14 protein-coding genes and 1 pseudogene are annotated in these 20,408 nt (G+C 58.9%); 8 read left to right on the top strand and 7 right to left on the bottom strand.

The window, feature by feature from the left end; all coding sequences use genetic code 11:
* Positions 1 to 163: 163 nt before the first annotated feature.
* Together rpsA and polA are read right to left on the bottom strand one after the other, a co-directional pair.
* Positions 164 to 1,618 carry a 30S ribosomal protein S1 gene (gene rpsA, locus HMPREF2980_RS03650; RefSeq protein WP_005506223.1) on the bottom strand — a complete coding sequence of 485 codons (1,455 nt, stop codon included), beginning with the start codon at positions 1,616 to 1,618 and terminating at the stop codon, positions 164 to 166.
* A gap of 777 nt (positions 1,619 to 2,395) precedes the next feature.
* Entirely contained in the window at positions 2,396 to 5,407 is a 3,012-nt protein-coding gene (polA, locus tag HMPREF2980_RS03645; protein WP_070690203.1) for a DNA polymerase I, read from the bottom strand.
* Positions 5,408 to 5,847: 440 nt separating this feature from the next.
* Here polA and HMPREF2980_RS03640 point away from each other — a divergent pair, with 440 nt between their 5' ends.
* From HMPREF2980_RS03640 to HMPREF2980_RS03630, 3 genes are all read left to right on the top strand, one after another.
* On the top strand, positions 5,848 to 7,125 hold the full coding sequence (locus tag HMPREF2980_RS03640) for a dicarboxylate/amino acid:cation symporter (protein WP_070690200.1): 1,278 nt from the start codon (positions 5,848 to 5,850) through the stop codon (positions 7,123 to 7,125).
* Between the two features lie 132 nt (positions 7,126 to 7,257).
* Positions 7,258 to 7,764 (top strand): PaaI family thioesterase, encoded by a 507-nt coding sequence (locus HMPREF2980_RS03635; protein WP_070543074.1) that lies wholly within the window; start codon positions 7,258 to 7,260, stop codon positions 7,762 to 7,764.
* A gap of 113 nt (positions 7,765 to 7,877) precedes the next feature.
* Entirely contained in the window at positions 7,878 to 8,126 is a 249-nt protein-coding gene (locus tag HMPREF2980_RS03630; protein WP_005506231.1) for a hypothetical protein, read from the top strand.
* Positions 8,127 to 8,364: 238 nt separating this feature from the next.
* Here the strand turns inward: HMPREF2980_RS03630 and HMPREF2980_RS03625 are convergent, their stop codons facing one another.
* Positions 8,365 to 8,976, bottom strand: coding sequence for an ANTAR domain-containing response regulator (locus HMPREF2980_RS03625; protein WP_005509159.1), 612 nt, complete (start codon positions 8,974 to 8,976; stop codon positions 8,365 to 8,367).
* A 439-nt stretch (positions 8,977 to 9,415) separates the two neighbouring features.
* On the opposite strand from HMPREF2980_RS03625, the gene HMPREF2980_RS03620 reads away from it, so the two are divergent.
* Positions 9,416 to 10,318 (top strand): PIN-like domain-containing protein, encoded by a 903-nt coding sequence (locus HMPREF2980_RS03620; protein WP_070688819.1) that lies wholly within the window; start codon positions 9,416 to 9,418, stop codon positions 10,316 to 10,318.
* 138 nt (positions 10,319 to 10,456) lie between these two features.
* Here the strand turns inward: HMPREF2980_RS03620 and HMPREF2980_RS03615 are convergent, their stop codons facing one another.
* The gene (locus tag HMPREF2980_RS03615; protein WP_070690197.1) at positions 10,457 to 11,506 is read right to left on the bottom strand and encodes a glycosyltransferase; all 1,050 of its coding nucleotides are present in this window, start codon (positions 11,504 to 11,506) and stop codon (positions 10,457 to 10,459) included.
* A 284-nt stretch (positions 11,507 to 11,790) separates the two neighbouring features.
* Between HMPREF2980_RS03615 and HMPREF2980_RS03610 the strand changes: the two genes are divergently transcribed.
* The 3 genes and pseudogenes from HMPREF2980_RS03610 to HMPREF2980_RS03605 all read left to right on the top strand — a co-directional run bounded on the left by HMPREF2980_RS03610 (position 11,791) and on the right by HMPREF2980_RS03605 (position 13,729).
* The gene (locus HMPREF2980_RS03610) at positions 11,791 to 12,582 is read left to right on the top strand and encodes a hypothetical protein (RefSeq protein WP_070634355.1); all 792 of its coding nucleotides are present in this window, start codon (positions 11,791 to 11,793) and stop codon (positions 12,580 to 12,582) included.
* A gap of 46 nt (positions 12,583 to 12,628) precedes the next feature.
* A pseudogene (locus tag HMPREF2980_RS09720) lies at positions 12,629 to 12,829 on the top strand (helix-turn-helix domain-containing protein); the annotation flags it as partial.
* Between the two features lie 141 nt (positions 12,830 to 12,970).
* The gene (locus tag HMPREF2980_RS03605) at positions 12,971 to 13,729 is read left to right on the top strand and encodes an ImmA/IrrE family metallo-endopeptidase (RefSeq protein ID WP_246823662.1); all 759 of its coding nucleotides are present in this window, start codon (positions 12,971 to 12,973) and stop codon (positions 13,727 to 13,729) included.
* Between the two features lie 138 nt (positions 13,730 to 13,867).
* Here HMPREF2980_RS03605 and ftsY read toward each other — a convergent pair whose 3' ends face one another.
* The gene (gene ftsY, locus HMPREF2980_RS03600) at positions 13,868 to 14,977 is read right to left on the bottom strand and encodes a signal recognition particle-docking protein FtsY (protein ID WP_070688822.1); all 1,110 of its coding nucleotides are present in this window, start codon (positions 14,975 to 14,977) and stop codon (positions 13,868 to 13,870) included.
* Between the two features lie 180 nt (positions 14,978 to 15,157).
* On the opposite strand from ftsY, the gene HMPREF2980_RS03595 reads away from it, so the two are divergent.
* A complete protein-coding gene (locus HMPREF2980_RS03595; RefSeq protein WP_049357068.1) occupies positions 15,158 to 16,576 on the top strand; it encodes an MFS transporter in 1,419 nt (472 codons plus the stop codon).
* A gap of 83 nt (positions 16,577 to 16,659) precedes the next feature.
* On the opposite strand, the gene HMPREF2980_RS03590 is transcribed toward HMPREF2980_RS03595, so the two are convergent.
* Together HMPREF2980_RS03590 and HMPREF2980_RS03585 are read right to left on the bottom strand one after the other, a co-directional pair.
* Positions 16,660 to 18,093 carry a hypothetical protein gene (locus tag HMPREF2980_RS03590; RefSeq protein WP_168165849.1) on the bottom strand — a complete coding sequence of 478 codons (1,434 nt, stop codon included), beginning with the start codon at positions 18,091 to 18,093 and terminating at the stop codon, positions 16,660 to 16,662.
* A 310-nt stretch (positions 18,094 to 18,403) separates the two neighbouring features.
* Entirely contained in the window at positions 18,404 to 19,825 is a 1,422-nt protein-coding gene (locus HMPREF2980_RS03585) for a hypothetical protein (protein WP_070690194.1), read from the bottom strand.
* Positions 19,826 to 20,408: the final 583 nt, after the last annotated feature.

The raw sequence follows: 20,408 nt of genomic DNA, 5'->3' as shown, positions 1-20,408 counted from the left end.
CGGCTCCCAACGTCCCCCAACCCCGACTCACCCGGCCCCCAATAACGCAAAGAACCCCCTCACCTCCCAAACGGGAGGTGAGGGGGTTCCTCTGCTCTAGGCACCCCACGCGGGGGTTACCTATCGGCTATTACGCCTGATGAGTGCTCATCTGAGCGGCAGATTAGTTGCCGGTCAGCTTCTTGCGGAGCTCAGCCAGTGCCTCATCCGATGCGAGGGTACCTGCGGAAGCGGGCTCCTCGGAGGAGTAAGAGGTCGGTGCGGGCTCAGCTGCTGCGGGAGCTGCTGCTGCAGCCTCTGCGTCAGCCTCGAGAGCCTTAGCAACCTGAACCTTGTGAGCCTCGAAGCGAGCCTGTGCCTCTGCGTACTGTGCTTCCCAAGCCTCGCGCTGTGCGTCGAAGCCTTCCAGCCACTCGTTAGCCTCGGGGTCGAAGCCCTCGGGGTACTTGTAGTTGCCAGCCTCGTCGTACTCTGCAGCCATGCCGTACAGAGCGGGGTCAAACTCGGTAGCGTTGGGGTCAACGCCCTCGTTTGCCTGCTTGAGGGACAGGGAGATGCGGCGGCGGTCCATGTCGATGTCGATGATCTTAACGAAGACCTCTTCACCAACGGAGACGACCTGCTCAGCCAGATCAACGTGGCGGGTTGCCAGCTCGGAGATGTGGACGAGGCCCTCGATGCCGTCCTCAACGCGCACGAATGCACCGAAGGGAACGAGCTTGGTGACCTTGCCGGGAACAATCTGACCCAGAGCGTGGGTGCGAGCAAATGCCTGCCACGGATCTTCCTGGGTTGCCTTGAGGGACAGGGACACGCGCTCGCGGTCCAGGTCCACCTCGAGAACCTCGACGGTAACGGGCTGGCCAACCTCGACAACCTCGGACGGGTGGTCGATGTGCTTCCAGGACAGCTCGGAAACGTGAACCAGACCGTCCACGCCACCCAGGTCCACGAATGCACCGAAGTTGACGATGGAGGAGACAACGCCCTCGCGGACCTGACCCTTCTCCAGCTCGTTGAGGAAGGAGGAGCGAACAGCGGACTGAGTCTCTTCCAGGTATGCACGGCGGGACAGAACAACGTTGTTGCGGTTCTTGTCCAGCTCGATGATCTTAGCTTCGATCTGCTGACCGATGTAAGGTGCGAGGTCGCGGACGCGGCGCATCTCAACGAGGGATGCGGGCAGGAAGCCACGCAGACCGATGTCGAGGATAAGGCCACCCTTGACAACCTCGATAACGGTACCGGTAACGACGCCGTCGTTTTCCTTGACCTTCTCGATGTCGCCCCATGCACGCTCGTACTGTGCGCGCTTCTTGGAGAGGATCAGGCGACCTTCCTTGTCCTCCTTGGTGAGGACGAGTGCCTCAACCTCGGAGCCGAGCTCGACAACCTCAGAGGGGTCGATGTCGTGCTTGATGGACAGCTCGCGGGAGGGGATGACGCCTTCGGTCTTGTAACCGATGTCGAGCAGAACCTCATCGTGGTCGATCTTAACGACCTGGCCGGAGACGAGATCGCCGTCGTTGAAGACCTTGATGGTCTTCTCGACTGCCTCGAGGAATGCCTGCTCGTCGCCGATGTCGTTGATTGCGACCTGAGGGATGTTGGTGCTCATGTAGTGAGGGCTCCAATTGGATTTCTAATAGGTCGACGCTGCCGGTTCGCCGTTCAACACCCCCGAGTGGAGGCGCCGACCGGCTCACTTTTTCACCCCGGCGCGCACGGCATAGGGCCGCTAACGCCTTTGAACGGGGTGAGGAAACGTCGAGCTGACGGATACTTACAATGTGTACCACCCACCGGAAGCAGATGCTCTCAGCAGGGTGTGCGAGCGGTCTGTGCCCGTTTTCTCCCCGTTTTCTTAAGGAGAAAAAAGAGCATAGAAAACCCGTACGTTGGTACACGCGATTAATAGTGTACGGGAATCCCGGGCGTGTCGTCAATGGTTACGCGCCCGGGATTCCCGTACTTATTTGCGGTTTTGAACTTGTGGTTTACGTTGTGGTTTGCGGAGGGGACGGCGCCCGTCCTCGTTCCTCTCCCCACCCAAGGATGCGACCGGTGCGCACCTTCCTACGCTCCTACAGGGGAACCCACCCTCTCGGGCGCTCCGCTCTCTCCTTGCTTCGCTGCGGAGAGCACCCGAGAGGGTACCCTGATGTCGCTTCCGGAAGGTGCACCGGCACGCTCCGGTAGCGGGGCCAAGAGCGGCTCGCTGAGCAGCTACCCGGAAAACGCGGCCGCACCCGCTCGGTGACCTGCTACCCCCAGCGCGGAAAGGCGGTATCGTCCGTAGTGACATCAGGGTGCCCGAAGCGAAGCGAGGGCGGGTGCCCCTGTAGGAACGAGGACGAATACCGCTTTCCGTGCAGAGCCGAGAGAAGAAACGAACCTAGTGGCCTGCCTCCTGCCAAGACTTGCCCCAGCCGACCTGCACATCCAGAGGAACACGCAGGGAGGCGGCACCACTCATCTCCTCGACGAGCACGCGTTCGGCGGCTTCACGCTCACCGGTGGCGACTTCGAGGATGATTTCGTCGTGCACCTGCAGCAGCATGCGGGTCTTCAGGCCCTCTTCGCGCAGGCGGCGGTGAATATTGATCATGGCGATCTTGATGATGTCCGCGGCGGTGCCCTGAATCGGGGCGTTGAGGGCGGCGCGCTCGGCGGCTTCACGGCGTACACGGTTGGGCGAGTCCAGGTCGGGCAGCACGCGGCGGCGACCGAAAATGGTTTCGGTGTAGCCGTCCTGGTGTGCCTGCTTGAGCACGCCGCGCAGGAAGCGTCCCACGCGTCCGAAGCGCTTGAAGTAGTTGGTGCGCAGTTCGCCTGCTTCGTCGGAGCTGATGTTCAGCTGCTTGGCGAGGCCGAAGCGGGACAGGCCGTATGCCAGGCCGTAGGACATTGCCTTGACCTTGGAACGCTGTTCGGGGGTGACTTCTTCGGGGGCTACGCCGAAGACTTCGGAGCCGACGTAACGGTGCAGGTCCTCCCCCGCTTCGTAGGCTGCGATGAGCTTCTCGTCGGCGGCGAGGTGCACCATGATGCGCATTTCGATCTGCGAGTAGTCGGCGGTGAGCAGACCCTCGTACTCCACGCCGTCGACGGGTGCGGGCGCGACGATGAAGGCTCCACGGATGCGGCGGCCTTCTTCGGTGCGGATCGGGATGTTCTGCAGGTTCGGCGCGGTCGAGGAGAGGCGGCCGGTGGCGGCGGCACCCTGCTGGAAGGTGGTGTGCACGCGTCCGTCGTCGGCGGCTGCTTTCTGCAGGCCTTCGACGGTCTGTACGAGCTTGATGTTGTCGCGGTAGGCGGCGAGCGCACCGAGGAATGCGGCACCGTCGGACTCCGGGGAGATTTTGGTGAGCAGTTCGGTGACGGATTCGGCGTCGGTGGAGTAGCCGGATTTGATTTTGCGGGTGTGCGGCAGGGCGAGCTTGTCGAAGAGCACGGTCTGCAGCTGTTTGACGGAGGCGAGGTTGAGGGGTTCTTCGCCGTCGTCGGTTTGGACGGTGTCGCCGATGATGGTGCGTGCGGCGTCCTGCGCCTGGTTAGCGCGTGCGGAGAAGGTGTCGTGCAGTTCGGCAAGGAGCGCGTCGGAGACGGCGATGCCTGCCTGCTCCATGTCTGCGAGGACGTAAAGTAGCGGCAGTTCGATTTCTTCGTAGACTTTGAGCTGGCCGTGTTCTTCCATTTCGTAGTGCAGCAGGCGCGCGAGTTCGTGGATGATGCGGCTGATCTGCGTGAAGTAGCGCAGGTTTTCGACGGGTTCGGCTTCGCCGGGCATGCTGAAGAGGGAGGGTTCTGCCTCTTCTTCTTCGGGTTGGAAGACGAGCTGCGCGTAGGGGTCCTTGGGGATCCAGAGGTAGCGTTCAGCGAGGTCTTCCATGCGTTCGGAGAAGAGTTTGCGGGTTGCGGTGGGGATGAAGCCGCACATGTAGGAGGACAGGGCGGGGTCTTCGACGGCGCCGGCGAGTTCGTAGCCGTAGGCGCGCAGGAGCTTGCGCTGAACCTTGAGGTCCATGACGATTTTGCGGGCTGCTTCGTCGGAGAGCCAGGCGGCGAGGGCGGCGTCGAGTTCCGGGTCGATGGTGCGGGTGTCGATCCAGAGGCTGGTGTTCTTGCTGGTGAGGAGCACGCCGAGCAGTTCGGGGTTTTCTTCGGCAGCGCGGATCTTGGTTTTGGTGACCTTGACGGCGGGTGCGTCGCCGATGGCGGGGCGCGCTACGGGCAGGTTGGTGACCGGGTAGAGGGTCACGGCGCCTTCGAGGCGTTCGGGTACGGCGATGGGCGCGCCCTGTTTGTCGGTGCCGTAGTTTTCTTCGGCTGCGGAGGCGCAGAAGGCTCGGAATGCTGCTGCGTCTGCGTTTTTGGTGGGTGCGCTGGTGGCAATGGGTGCGTAGACGGGGCCGGTGGGTGCCTTCTTGGTGGCGCCCTCCTCCCCTGCTTCTGCGGCGGAGCTTGCAGAGCCTGCGGTTCCGGCGGCGCGTACGATGGGGCCGAGGGTGTCGGCGGCGCGCTTGCGGATGGTGCGGAACTCTACTTCGTCGAAGAAGGCGTTCAGAGCGTCCAGGTCGGGGGTGAATGCGGTGTCTTCGAGGGTGACGTTCAGGTCGAGGTCGTTGACGAGCTGGTTGAGGCGGCGGTTGCGTACGACGTTGTCGATGTTTTCGCGTAGTGCTTCGCCCTTCTTGCCGCCAATCTTGTCGCTGTTTTCGATGACGGCGTCGAGGGATCCGTATTCGCCGAGCCATTTGGCGGCGAAGCCGGGGCCCACGCCGGGTACGCCGGGCAGGTTGTCCGCCTGTTCGCCGGTGAGGGCGGCAAGGTCGGGGTACATGTGCGGGGGTACTTTGGTTTTCTTTTCGACGGCGGCGGGGTCCATGCGCTGAATACCCTTGGAGGGGCCAGTGGTGACCGGGTAGAGCAGGGTGACGTCGTCGGTGACGAGCTGGAAGATGTCGCGATCGCCGGAGAGGATGAGGACCTTGTAGCCGGCTTCGGTGCCGCGGCGGGTGAGGGTTGCGACGATGTCGTCGGCTTCGTAGTTTTCGTAGGTGAGCGCGGGGATGTTGAGCGCGCCGAGCATCTTTTTGATGAGGTCGATCTGGCCGTTGAAGGCTTCGGGGATGGCGTTGCGACCACCCTTGTATTCGCCGTATTCGGCGGTGCGGAAGGTGCCGCCGGGCAGGTCAAAGGCTACGGCGATGTGGCTGGGCTGGTTGTCTTTGATGATGCTCAGCAGGGTGGAGAGGAAGGCGTGGACGGCTTCGGTGTGCTGGCCGTCGCTGCGCACGAAGATGTGCTGTCCGGTCTTTTCGGCCATGGTGTAGATGCCGAAGAAGGAGCGTAGGGCGAGGGAGTGTCCGTCAATGAGCAGGAGGGTTTTGTTCTCTGTAGTCACTCCTCTAGTGTATCGAGTCTGAGTTTTCTTGGTGGTTGGCTTCGTGACGGCTGGGTTCGGGGGCCAGTTTCGGTGATTGCGGGTTTGGACTGTGGGGAGGCGCCCGCGCTGTGTTGGGTGCTGGCGCTGTGTTGGGTACCGGCGCTGTGCCATATAGCGGAATAACGGGGTGTGTGGAAAGAGTTTTACCTCATATGCAGGTGCCGGTGGGGCGCGTTTGATGAGTTTTCTCCCAAAAATTGTGCCCCAAGCCACTATATAAGGTGGATAATAATACAGTTTCCAGATAATATATAACCTTATTATCGCCTCCAGCGTAGGAACCCCCACACCCCGTGTATTCATAGGCAGAACTCTACCCAGAATTCACCGGCAGGATCCACCGGACCGTGAGGGCACCTCCCGCGCTCAACACACAACGAACCCTCATTTAGGAAACTATGAAGGCACTCAAAAAACTACCCCTCCTCGCGTGGATTCTCATCGCGATCGCATCGGGTGTACTCATCGGCTTGCTGACCCCCGGAATGATTAGCGGCATCAATGACGCAACCGGCGCATCCATCGCCACCGACTTCATTGTGCAGCTCTTCGTCTCCTTCTCCACCGTGTTCAGCGCCTTCCTAAGCTTCGCGATTCCACTGATTATTATCGGCTTCATCGTGCCCGGCATTGGTTCTCTCGCGCAGGGTGCAGGCAAGATGCTCGGCATCACCGTGGGTCTGGCATACCTCTCCAGCGTCCTTGCTGGCTTCCTGGCACTGACCTGCGCACTGCTGCTCTACCCCATCATCTTGAAGGGTCAGCAGCTCGCATCCTTCGATAACCCCGAGAACGCCCTCTCCACCGGTTACGTTTCCATTCAGCTGACCCCGATTATGGGCGTGCTGAGCGCCCTGATTCTCTCCTTCATCCTGGGCCTGGGCATTACCGCTTTGAAGACCCGCGCAATGCTGAACCTCTTCGAGGACTTCCAGGTCATCGTTGAGAAGATGCTCAGCTACGTGATTATCCCCCTGCTGCCCGTACACATTGTGGGCGTGTTCGCGAACATGACCCTCGCCGGTCAGGTCGCCAAGATTCTCTCCGTTTTCGGTCTTGTGTTCGTCATGGTGATTATTCTGCACTGGGTCACCCTGGCCCTGCAGTACTCGGTGGCTGGCGCGGTGTCTCGCCGTAGCCCCATCCAGATGCTCAAGACCATGATGCCCGCGTACTTCACCGCAATCGGCACCCAGTCTTCGGCTGCGACCATCCCGGTGACCGTGCGTTCTGCAAAGAAGGCTGGCATCTCTGCTCGCGTGGTGGACTTCGCGATTCCGCTGTGCGCAACCATTCACCTCTCCGGCTCCATGATCACCATTACCTCCTGCGCGGTGGCTGTGCTGTTCATGACCGGTAAGAGCCCCGACTTCGGTTCGCTGGTTCCCATGATTCTAGTGCTCGGCGTGATGATGGTTGCCGCTCCCGGCGTTCCCGGCGGTGGCGTGATGACCGCAATCGGTCTGCTGGAGTCTATGCTTGGCTTTGACTCCTCCATGATTGCCCTGATGATTGCTCTGTACCTGGCTCAGGATTCCTTCGGCACCGCGACCAACGTGACCGGTGACGCGACCATCGCAACCCTGACCGAGCGCATCTCCAAGGCAATCGGAGCGAATCCCGATAAGGAAATCCGCGACGAGGACATCGAAAAGGCAGAAGCCATTTCCGCCTAATCCTCTCCGCTTCCATAGCGTTTTTCAGCCCCGCCTCCTGAGTTCAGGAGGCGGGGCTGACCCGCACCCGGAAGCACCCGCGAAAAGCTATCCCGCCTAAAGCAACAAAAACCGAGGAGTACACTGGAAGTCATGACTGAAAACAACACACACCACGCACCCGTCCGCGCGGCAGCACCCACCACCCTCAGCGCAGAAGAAATCAAGGCGCAGCTGACCGAAAGCGGCATCCCCGAGCACCTGCACCCCTACTTCCCCCGCGGCCTGGGCGAGCTCATCCCCGCCATGGGCATTAAGTTCCAGGAACTCACCGCAGAACGCACCGTTGCGACCATGCCCGTCGCCGGTAACACCCAGCCCATCGGTCTGCTGCACGGCGGTGCCAACGTGGTTCTCGCCGAGACCCTCGGCTCGCTCTCCGCGGGTGTGCACGGCGGCGAAAACCTCGTAGCAGTCGGTGTGGACATCAACGCAACCCACGTGCGCCCGGCAGTCTCCGGCGTGGTTACCGCAACCTGCACCGCTGTCAAGCTCGGACGCACCCTGTGCATCCACTCCATCGACATTGTGGATGAGCGCGGCCGCACCACCTGCACCGCACGCATCACCAACATGCTGATTCCCCGCCCCACTGCATAATCTCCCGCAGTATAAAGTCCTACAGTCTCAGCAAGTAGCCTAAAATCGTAGAAGCACGGGGTACACGGCACCCCGCCGACACCCCACCAGAAGGTACGACCAGAAGGAGCACCATGGCCCGCGAGCGCACCCCCTATTTCAAGCGTTACCCGAAGATTGTGCGCGCCAAGCGCATTGTCCTGCCCATCGCAATCGGCGTGATGCTGGTGTGCCTGGTGACCGCCATCAACAACCCCGGCAGCTTCTGGTGGCTGGGCGTAATGCTCGGTACCGGCGGTATGCTCTGGGCTGGCTCCCCCACGGACCGCCCCATCAGCGGCCCAAACAATGACGAAGATGATTTGAACCGCTACCTGCGTTAAGTTCCGTGTAGCGCCGGGTTCCCGCCCGCGTTAGGCACCCGATTCGCGGCGCACACCCGCGAACCGTTAAACACGAACGCCCCGTCCCTCAGCTTCATCGTGAGGGGTGGGGCGTTTGTGTGTCATGAAAAGGTGCTGATCAGATACTGGCCAGCTGAAGGCGCATACGGGCGAATCCTAGTCTTCGCCGTAGCGTGCATTCGTACCTGTACTGTCACGTACTTTGCACGTCTTGTGCTTAGGAGAGCTGCTTGATGATGGTGTCGGAAACTTCGCGCATGGACAGGCGGCGGTCCATGGAGGTCTTCTGAATCCAGCGGAATGCTTCCGGCTCGGTCAGGTTCATCTTGGTGATGAGCAGCGACTTTGCGCGGTCAACGAGCTTGCGGGTCTCGAACTGGTCGCGGATGGTGCCCACTTCCTTCTCGAGAGCGCGAATCTGCTCGTAGCGGCTAATTGCCACCTCGATTGCGGGAACCAGGTCGTTCGGGGAGAACGGCTTGACGACGTACGCCATAGCGCCTGCCTCAACGGCACGGTCTACGAGTTCCTTCTGACTGAATGCGGTCAGCAGAACGACGGGAGCAATCTGCTCCTTCGCAATTTCTTCAGCTGCGGTGATGCCGTCCATGATCGGCATCTTCACATCCATGAGGACGAGGTCGGGGCGGTGCTTCTGCGCTAGCTCGACGGCGGTCTTGCCGTTATCGGTTTCTGCAACAACATCGAAACCCTGGTCCTTCAGAATTTCAACGATGTCGAGGCGAATCAATGCCTCGTCTTCAGCCACGACGACGGTGCGGGCCGGGCCCTGCTCCTCCGCCTGGTTTTGAGTGGTCAGCTCTGACATTACTCTTCTCCTTTATCAAATTTGAATCACTTAAAGTCTACAGGAGGGAATAAATGTTCATCTACTTTCTCGCCTCGTCCCCCGCGTGTTATATGCGTCCTATGTGCAGGTGGGAGGAGTTTTCTTTCGTCATTTTTGAGCCACCACGCAGATTTTGCATCTTAATGCATGTTTTTGTTCTATACTGCTCATGACCACAAAGAAAAACCCGCACAACGCAGAGGTCACGCGGCGAAATTCACACCTAAAACATAGACCCGAAAATGACTCTGACATGCAATAACGCGTCGTCGGGTTAGATACAAACGTAATAAACAAAATATTTATACCGAAACTCCATCACCTGCCAAAGAAGGCCGATACACTGGAATGGATTATTCTCCTCGACTTCTCCGGCACTCGCATTTGACCGACCATACTCGATACCCGGAGGGGATTCATGTCAATCACCCGTCAAGCACGCACCTTGTACTCAGACTTCGTCGAGTACAAGGAACTCGATCGCGCCCCGCTGACTTCCATTCACCCCGGAATTCTCATCGCCTTCGACTCCACCGCGCTTGCAAGCCTCTACAACTACCCAACCCACATTAGCGACGAAATCCTCCGCGCCTACTCACAGCTACGCGGACACGCCTTCCTCCCCCACCAGGCACTCAAAGAATTCTGGGCAGCACTCGACGGCGCCTCCCCCGTACCCGCCGCTGCAGACCGCGTCCGCTCAGCGCTCGCATCCTTCAAAGAAACCCTGCCCGAAGAACGCAACTCCCCCTGGAGCGCGTTGCGTTCAGTTACGCACCAGCTGGACCACTCCATCGCGCAGATCATGAGGATCCTTGAACCCACCACCGACACCGGATCCATCAACATGGCACGCCGCGAAGATGACACGATCCTGCCGCGACTGAACCGCATCTTCACCGGACACGTGGGTGCCGTGCCCAGCCCCGAACGCCACGAACAGCAGTGCCGCGAAGCCCTCGCACAGGGCCACCCGCTGCTCGCTAACGCCAGCTTTGACGCCGACTTCGCGCTCTGGAACCAGTGCGTTGCCGAAGCAACCACCCGCGTGAAAGGCACCGACTGCGTCTTCGTCACCGGTGGTGTGCGCGACACCTGGCTGCGCAACGGTCAGCAGGTACGCGCCGCATCGGGCGGCGAACACGTGCGTCAGCTCGCGAACCGTCAGCTGCTGCGTGAATACACTAAGGCAACCGGAGGCGGCGTGTTCCGCATCTACACCGTTGAGGAGATCCTGCGGCTCGCCTCCAACCAGTACGGCGTGACCGTCAGCGACGCTACCTACAGCGCGATTCGCGCGGAACAGCCCGTAGCTGTGTAAATTCGCCGTGTACAGTCACCGTTGAGAATAATCCCACCACACCACACCCACCACCATTAACCGCGAGAAGCCACATGTGTTTCGAGAAGCCACCAAAAACGTGGCTTTTCGAAACACATGTGGCTTTTCAGCGTCTAGCTAGTTCTCACGGCTGGCGCGGTACAGCTCAGCGGCGCGCTGCTCCAAGGAATCGTCATCACCGAGCATCAGGTAGCACAAGTACAGGGTGAAGGCGGCGCGGCGGTCGGCGGCGAGCGCCTCCGCGTCATCACCCTCAGGGGTGCTGAAAGCGATAGCGTCGTGTGCCTGCGGCAGGGCGGCGATCAGGTGCGCGGCGGTTTCGTAGCCGTCCTGGTTGCCGGGCAGGGTGACGTGGTGCGGCTCCTGGTTCTTGTCAGCAGCGCCGGATTCCGCTCGGGCGGCGGAAAAGTTAGCCTTGAGAACGTCCTCAACACGGCTCATCAGCTCATCGTCGGGCAGGGTACGGTCATCTGCGGCAAACGCAACGTGGATGCCGTTCAGAGTCTCGTAGGGGTGCTCACCCGCGTAGTATCCGGCGGCGAGCGCGTAGCCGGTGAGTAGCTGCGCTTCGGCGGCGGTGAAGGTGCCGCGTGCCTCACGCAGGTCGGGCAGCAGAAGCTCAGTCAGGAGGGGGTGCAGGGACTCGGGGGCGTTCGCGATAGCCTCCTGCAGGTACTCTTCCGCCTCCGCGGTGGGCTCGGCGTTGAGCAGGGTCAGGAAAGCCTCATCGGTGCCAGCCCAGCATCGGGCGATCAGCACGAGGGTTGCAATCAGCAACAGCAGGTCGCGGTAGTTGCCCGAACGGTCAGCACCGAAGGTCTCGGCAACAACGCGTGCCAGCATGCGGGCGGCAATGTTCTCAAGGACGAACTCGTCGTAGGGGTTGCTGCCGGGCCAGTTTGCGGGGTCGGGAAGGTAGTTTTCGTCCAGGTACCGCAGCACGGGTTCGAGGGGTGCGGGCGCATCCGCAGCGAGGTCGAGGCGGCACTGCTCAACCCAGCTGTTCACGGTAGCCTCGTCAGCGATGCCGGTAGCCTCAGCCAGCTGGGCGCGCGAAAGGCTGTACGGTGCAACGAGCTTGCCGAGGTCGTCGCACGCGCCGTTGGAGCGGTAGGTGGGCTGGTAGTTGGGGGCGGGAAGAGTTCCGGGGAGGTTGGTGGCTGCCATGGTAGCTCCTTCGCTGAGGTTCGGGGTGAACTGGGTTGTATGGTGTGCGATGCGCGGTGCCGCCTGAGGGGTTGGGGCGTCTTCTTTCTACGCATCTTCTAATTTCAGAATATCCCAGAGCCCCGCATCGTGTGCTGCCCGTCGTCATTATGGGCTTCGGAGTGTTTTTATCGCCTTCACCATACCCGCCATAGACACATATAAGCACCCATCAGTTGTTAATGATAGAATCGCAGTGTATTATTTAGTTAATTTTCAAACAATATTTTTCAAAGGAGTTAATAATGTCCCACTCTCCCTATAGCAACAAGAAGGTCATGGAGGACTGGCTTAAAGACCTCGGGGTTTTGGATACTCTGGCCACTGCGGCAAAGATTATCCAGCTTGCAGCGAATAACCCGGACTACCCTGAACATGCACGGAACGCCAGCAAGGGCATGAACCACTACGAGCTTGTTGCTGAAAATCTTAATCGTGTCACCCTTACCGGTGATAAGTTTGTCTCATTTCAAAATGAACCTATCACTAAGAATCTCAACGCTTTGGCAACTGACCTTCCGCAGGAAGCATATCCGCTTCTCACTGCATTGAGCCGTCGGCGTGGTCTTTACCGCAGTGATTCGTACAAGAACATGCCCTATTGGGAGGTCAGCACCTGTTGCTCCCTGGTAATGCAAAGCGCTAACCGCTTCGGTGGCATTGACAAGATTCGTTGGGAGAGCAGCACGAAAAAGCGAATTATTTCAGCAACGAATCACTACGTTCAGGACACTCTCGATATTCCGGGGTTGGATGATCTCGTCGAAGATTTGCCGTTGCGTCTCCCCATTTTGGTAGTAGCGTATAATATTTCCCCCGAAGGTGAACTTAAGGAGTTTGCCCTTGGTCTACCTGCTCCGGTCGAACGTCGCAACCAGAGCCCTTGGGTATGGACCATTGATGTACTCGATCATGCAGCATCGTCGAAATTCCTTGCCGCCATCGATTCCGCGCAGGAAGAAGTTCAGTCTACGACCCATCCTGAGGCCCCGGCAGTTCCTGACGCTCATGTTAAGCTGAAGAAGGCAGCCGAGTAGGAGCTGTTATGACTCATACACCACACTCTTTGTCCGCGAAAGCATTATGTCTGTACAAGATTCTTCCCCCATACTCTCCTTTGACCCAAGGAGGCTCACGTTAGCTCGAGAACTTCAAGGCGTCCGCAAGAGCGATTTGGCTAGGAGTCTTGGAGTTAGCGCTGTCACTATTACTCATTGGGAATCGGGTAACCGAAACCCAACTAAAGATAATGTCTACGCACTAGCTCTAACTCTTGGCGTTGCTCCATCTTTTCTTGAAAGTCAGTTCTCAGAAGCCCCATTAATTTCTGGCGCACCTCACTTTAGGTCCTTACGCTCGACAACTCAGCTTAGTCGCAACCAGGCTCAAGCGTATACGCAAGTTGTCCAGGATGTTGTGCATACAATGAGTGAATATGTCGATTTCCCGGACCTGGTACTTCCCAGCATCTTGACTGATTCTGACCTTCCCGGTTCTGAGATTCCTCGTCTAGCAGCTGAGCAGGTTCGTAAAGATTGGGGTTTAGGGAATAAGCCCGTCCAACATGTTGTCCGCGCTATGGAGAACCATGGTATCGTCGTTGTCTTTGCTCCCTTCCAGAGCGCAGCAATTGATGCATACTCCACTTTTGGTAGCGAAGCTCCAGTAGTAGTTCTGAACCCGACAAAGGGTGATTACTACCGTCAACGCTTTGATGCCGCCCATGAACTAGGCCACCTAGTAATGCATGCTGATGCTGATCCTGGTCATAAGGTTCTTGAGGCTCAGGCTCATGCATTTGCCGCAGAATTTTTGGCACCAAGTGCATGCATTCAGGATGAATTGCCTACAGTCATGAACGGTCAAGGCTGGATGAAGCTGAAGGAGCTTAAGGAATATTGGGGCATCAGTATGCAGGCTCTTTTGTATAGGGCTAAAGAACTGGGCCGCCTTTCAGACGATGCCTACCGGAACGCTATGGTTACCGTTTCTCGTAACGGATGGCGCGCTAAGGAACCAGGTCTTATTTCTTCTCTCGAAGAACCGTCCCTAATTCCTCATGCGATTAGTCTCATCGAGGAGTCAGGCGTTCCGTCTGAGATATTGAGAGAGAAATCGCGCGTACCTCAACATTATTTTGAAGTCATCACAGCGCGACGTCCTGTTCTACCAGTAAATGTATAGGAATCAAGCCTCGAGGGAGTGTAATTCTTGCACTCTCTCGAGGCTTCTCTGGGCATCCCCAAAATGTATCAGGCCAGTTCAACAGAAAAGCCACATGTGTTTCAAACACATGTGGCTTCTCGGCGGAGTATGAGGATGTTAGTCCAGCAGCGCGTCCACGAATGCTTCCGGGTCGAACGGCGCCAGGTCGTCCGGGCCTTCACCCAGGCCGATGAGCTTGACGGGAACGCCGAGCTCCTCCTGGATAGCGACCACGATGCCGCCCTTTGCGGTGCCGTCAAGCTTGGTGAGCACGATACCGGTGACGTCCACGATATCGCCGAAGACCTTCGCCTGAACCATACCGTTCTGGCCGGTGGTCGCGTCAATCACGAGCAGAACCTCGGTGACCGGCGCTTCCTTCTCAATCACGCGCTTGATCTTGCCGAGCTGATCCATCAGACCGGACTTGTTCTGCAGGCGGCCAGCAGTGTCCACGAGCACGGTGTCGACGCCCTGCTCCTTGCCAGCCTTCACGGCATCAAACGCGACGGATGCGGGGTCGGCGCCTTCCTTCTCGGAACGCACGGTCTTCACGCCCACGCGGTCACCCCAGGTGGTCAGCTGCTCGGAGGCGGCCGCACGGAACGTATCCGCGGCACCCAGGAGCAGGGTCTGACCGTCAGCAACCATCACGCGGGCAATCTTACCGACGGTCGTGGTCTTACCGACGCCGTTCACGCCAACGACCAGCACCACGCCGGGGTTGCCGTCGCTACCGGCGGTCTTCAGTTCGCGGTCCATGTCGGGGCGAACAATCTTCACGAGCTCTTCGCGGAGCATCTTCTTCACGGCGGCGGGGTTACTCGTACCCTCAACGCGCACGCGCTGCTGCAGCGCCTCCACCAGGCGGGTAGTCGGCTCGGAACCGAGGTCGGCGAGCAACAGGGTCTCTTCCACTTCGTCCCAGACGTCCTGGTCGATGCGGTCGCGGGAGAGCAGAGCCAGCAGGCCCTTGCCGAGCATGTTGTTGGAGCGTGCCAGGCGGGCACGCAGGCGCACCAGGCGACCCGCGGACGGGTCGGGCATATCAAGTTCAATAGCGCGAGGTGCCGAGCTTTCGGGTTGTTCCGCCGATCCGCCGGAGGCCTTAGCCGCCTCCTGACGCAAAGACTGCAGGTCCGCGGTCTTCTTGGGTCGGCGCAGAACGGCGAAAAGTACACCGGCGATAACCAGTACACCCAGCACGATTGCGCAGATTATCATCATCGTTTCGTTCACACTACTAGCTTACCGGTTTGGGCGGTTTGGCTGGTCGAGGTGACGCGCATGCCCGGCTGTCGGCGGAGTAGACTGGACACTGTTAAGTTTTTTAGCCGAACACATGGTTGACAGTTGCGGGTGGGGCCCGCGGCTGCCGCACGGCACCGCACGATTTCGAGGATGAACATGAGGAACCCTGCCAAAACACCGCCTGTTTTTGACCCGCGCACGATTGACCCGAATCGTGTGCCGACCGGCTTGAAGGTTCTGATTGCTGCCTCGTTCATGATTGCGGTGGGTTTTGGTTTGGTGGCGCCGGTGCTGCCGAACTATGCGCAGAACTTTAATGCGACGGTCACTATGGCGACGATGGTGGTTTCTGCGTTGGCGATTACGCGCCTGATTTTTGCGCCGTCGGCGGGTCAGATGATTACCCGGTGGGGTGAGCGTCCGGTGTACACGATTGGCATGCTGATTGTGTCGGTGACGTCGTTCATGATTGCGTTTGCCTGGGATTATTGGGTTCTGCTGGGTTCGCGTGCGGTGGCGGGTATCGGCTCGGTCATGTTCACGGTCTCTGCGATGGGTCTGCTGGTACGCCTGTCCCCGGCGCATATGCGCGGCCGTATTTCGGGTTATTATGCGACGGCGTTCCTGCTGGGTAACCTGCTGGGCCCGGTGATTGCGAGCGCGCTGGCGCCGTTTGGTATGCGTGCGCCGTTCATTGTGTATGGTTTTTCGCTGCTGGCGGCGGGCCTGATTGTGTGGTTCTTGATGCCGTCGCAGGCGGCGCTGGAGGCGGAGCGCGACGCGATTATGGAGGCGGCGGCACTGGCTGAGGGTAAGGGCACCGGGGTGCTGCCGTCGGCGGCGCCTTCCCCTGCTGACACTCAGGCTGGCGCATCCGGCAAGGCGGCTAAGCCTGCTGCATCCGGCGGCGCTGCGGGTAAGAGTGACCTGCCTGCGATGACGGTTCGTGACGCGTTGAAGTTCTCGAATTACCGTTCTGCGCTGGTGTCGAACTGGGCGATTGGCTGGTCGGTGTTTGGTGTGCAGTCGTCGATTATTCCGTTGGCGGCGGCGTATTTGGCGACTGGTGGCGATATGTCGAATTCGGTTGCGGGTACTTTGTTGGCGTCTTTGGCGATGGCGACGAACTCGTTTGGTAATGCGTTGACGCAGACGTTCTCGGGTCGTTTTTCGGATCGTTTTGGTCGCCGTGTGATGGCGTTTTCGGGTCTGCTGTTGGCGGGTTCTGCGGTGACGTTTATGGGTTTCGCGCCGGTGGCGTGGGTGTTTGTGTCGTTGACGGCGTGCCTGGGTATTGGTGCGGCGTTTATGGGTCCGTCGATTCAGGCTGCGGTGTCTGATGTGATTGGTACTCGCCGCAGTGGTGGCCAGGTGTTGGCGGTGTATCAGATGTTTAGTGATTTTGGTATGATCCTGGGCCCGCTGGTGGCTGGCATGATTGCGGATGCGTGGGGTTTTGTTCCGGCGTTCATTATCAGTGGTTTGTTGTTGGTGGCGGCGGCGTTTACGTGGGCGCCGTTCCGTAAAGCGCGCTGGCCAAAGGATATTGCGGACGCGGACTATACGGGCCGCTAAGCACTCTATAACATGTGAAAAGCCGGTGTCCGGTTCCTGTTGCGTGACAGGAACCGGACACCAGCTTTTAATCTATATGAGATTTAGGGAACGAGTACAATGATGCCAGCCATTATCTGATCACCCCAGAGAATCAAAATCCAGGGAATAGACAGCGCCATGCCTAATGCAACCAGCACGGGACGGTACCAGCGGCTCTTCGGCAGGTATGCCGATACCAGCAGCGCCAGCGGAAACAGCGGCAGCAGAATGCGGATGGTAGAGGAAATCGGGAGCCAGAAGATAAAAAGATACCCCATGTAGCATCCGGTCCACAGCCACAGAGCGGGGTGGATTAGGGAACGACTAAACTTACGGGAAATCCAGTAATAGAAACCCACCACTGCCATAATAACGATTATTGCAACAACAATCTTGGGAAGCACACCACCAAGGTAGTAGTAGATGCGCAGAATCCACTGAATGAAGAACTGGTGGCCTTCGCCGGGTTTGCGGTTACTCCATCCCAGCTCCGTCGCAAAATATGCGTCCATACGCCCTGTTCGCAGAGCAGCATGTAGAGGGTGTACGAACGCGAAGAAACAGACGAACAACGCGCTTATAAGCTGCCCGAACCTGCCCCGGAAGGAGCCCCACGCATCTGACAGTGCAGAGTGCGATGCATCCTCGATACGACGGCGACGGTAGTCGTTCACCGTACACCACAGCCACCACAGACCAACAAAGGCACCGAGGGGTACGCCGACCGGGCGGGATAGTGCGGCGAGGAGCGCTACTGGGAGCAGCATGAGGTATCGGCCGCGGAGTACGCACCATACGCTCAGTGCAATCAGTAGGACGGATAGTGCTTCCGCGTAGCCGGTGATGAAGACGGGGCTGGCCATGCTGAAGGCGTACACTGCGACGGCCCATAGTGCGAGGCGGTTGCGGGACTCGTCCCCTACGAGGGCGCGGGTGTCGAAGATGCCGCGGTCACGCCAGTTGAGGCAGCCGATGAAAAGGCGGTGCAGAACATAAGCCAGGGTAAAACCTGCCACGATGGTCAAAGCAAGCGCTGCTACACGGTATCCGATACCGAACGTATCGGCAACACCACCAGCAATGAGGGGCTGTAATGGCATGAAGGCCCAGGTATTGTTGTCCACCGTGCCATCTGGACGCATGGGCAAATGCTGAGGATACCAATTGGTATAAATACGCTCGTAGAGGTCGGCATCCCATTTACTCAGGAACCCGAGGAGATCACCGCGCCGGCTTGCACCAACGAGGTGGTTATTTTTGTGTTGCTCATGTGCAACAAGAAAAATGGCAAGATGAAAAACACAGGCAGCTGCCCAAATCAGCAGTGCAGAAACCCACGTACGGCGAGCAGGTAACAACCTTTGCTCAGAAGAAGTGTCAGCTCCAGAAGACTTAGCACCCCGGTCATCAAGAACAGGCACAGGACCAGTCAGAAAACCAGAAAAGAGCTTAGAAAAGACGGAGGACGGAGCAATCCATCCAAGATGTTTAGTCATAAGTATTCTCAATGTGTCAGTGTGAGTGATAATCGGCATCTCAACCATTTCAGCTCTCCGCCACGACGGACAGCATGCACTATACAGCCGGATATGCAGTGCATTTTAGTGAAATGTCCTCCATAGATTATCAGTTATTAACCCACCAGACACGTATAACAAACTCTCCACCTGTAATCTACCCATAGATTTATATCACAGGGCACCTGGTGGCTTGTTAAAAGACTACAGAAAAGCCGGTACCTGCGAGGGAACAGGCACCGGCTTTATATGTGCGAGAGGCAAGCCAGCAGAACAAGCTAACCCACTTTTAGGGCAGCAGCCAGACGGGGCCAATCACGTCCGGGCCGCCCCAGAGTAGGCGCATCCACAGGGCGGAGCCGAGCAAGCCCATCAGCACCAGCAGGAGGCGGTACATGCGGCTCTTCGGCAGGTAGGCGGCGACCAGCAGCGACAGGGGGAACAGCGGCAGCAGAATACGGAAGGTAGAAGATGTCGGGAGCCAGAAGATGAACAGGTATCCGGCGTAGCAGGCGGTCCACAGCCACAGGGCGGGGTGCAGTAGGGTGCGGGTGAATTTCTGCGACATCCACCAGTAGAAGCTCAGGATGAGGAGCACCAGGGCGGCCCACATGATGATGGCGGGTACGGAGCCCACATAGTAGAGGTTGAATTGGTGGACCCACTGGGCGAAGTACTGGTGACCGTCTTCGACCTTGCGGAAGCTCCAGCCGAGTTCCGTGGCGAGGTACGCGTCGGGACGTCCGGTACGCAGAGCCGCGTGCAGGGGGTGCACGAATGCGAAACTGCAGACCAGTAGCGCGCCGAGGAGCTGACCGAGGCGTCCACGGAACGCAGCCCACGCATCCGACAGGACAGACTGCGAGGAGTCATCGGAGCGGCGGGCAAGATAGTCAGAAACGGTGCACCAGAACCACCAGAGGCCTACGAACGCGCCGAGTGGTACACCCAGCGGGCGGGACAGCGCCGTCAGAAGTGCCACGGGCAGAAGCAGGATGTAGCGGCCACGCACCACACACCACACACTCAAGGCAAGGAGCAGAGTGGAAAGAGCCTCAGCGTAACCGGTGACGAAGATGGGGCTCGCGGGGCTGAATGCGTACACGGCGAGCGCCCACAGGGCGATGCGGTTTCGGGATTCGTCGCCAACGAGTGCGCGGGTGTCGAAGGTGCCGCGGTCACGCCAGTTCAGGCTACCGATGAAGAGACGGTAGAGCACAACAGCCAGGGCGAGGCCGGCGGCGAGGCTGACTCCGACCGCGGCGAGGCGGTACTCGATACCGAAAATGTCAGCGACTTTGCCGCTGATCATTGAGTGGAGGGGCATGAATGCCCAGGAGTTGAAGGATACGGACCCGTCGGCGCGCAGGGGTAGTTCGGTGGGGTACCACTCCTTGTAGATGCCCTGGTACCAGCCGGCGTCCCAGATGTTGAGGTAGGAGAGGAGGCCGTTGTGGTTTTTGTTTTCGTGGCTGAGGGGGTTTCGCTGGTCTTCTGCGAGCGAGTATGCGAAGGTGCCGAGGTGGGTTGCGCTGGCTAGTGCCCAGATGATGAGGGCGGGGATCCAGGTGCGGTAGGCGGCCAGTTTCTGGGGGTTGGCGACGTGTTCGGTATTACTCATCTTAGTTTTTGTGGAGGGGCGCTGCGCTTCAAGGGCAGGCACGGGACCGGTAGAGGAGCCGGAAGATAGGTCGCGTTCGATGAAGGACACAGGTTTTCCTGGGGATTGAGCCATAAGTATTCTCGCGAGTGTAGTGTGGACGCATGATGGACATTCTGGCGCCGTATCAGTTGAATCGTGTCTATTAGATGTGGCGGGTGCTGCCCAGTCCAAAGCGGGTGGTGCAGTTTGGTGAAATATCCATGTGTAGACTATCAACGAACTGACTGCGCCTCAATGTGAACGCGCTATTCCTGCTAATTATGACGAAAGAGATGAGTGAAGCCGGTGCCTGCGAGGGAGCAGACACCGGCTTTATGTGTGTGAGAGGTAAGCTAACAGAACAAGCCAACAACATGGAACCCCAGAGCCAGGTGAGCTAACAGCAACACCCAACCCCCAGACCAACCCATCTATATCTTCCTCCGGTGGGATAGGCGACCTAGAGGGCGTACCGGACACGCGAAGCGGGGGCTCCGTCCTCAAGGCGCCCCAGCGCCGCAGAGGGGGCACTCCCCCGCGAGCGGCGTCCGGTACGCCATCTCAAACAACTAACCCACGGAAGCCTCACTCCCCCGCGAGCGGCGTCCGGTTATGCCTTCTCAAACAACTAACCCACGGAAGCCTCACTCCC

This window comes from Rothia sp. HMSC076D04 (genome assembly GCF_001814645.1).
Taxonomy (GTDB): Bacteria; Actinomycetota; Actinomycetes; order Actinomycetales; family Micrococcaceae; genus Rothia; species Rothia mucilaginosa.
The sequence above is the reverse complement of the archived record's forward strand: the minus strand, read 5'-3'. Positions and strand labels throughout refer to the sequence as shown.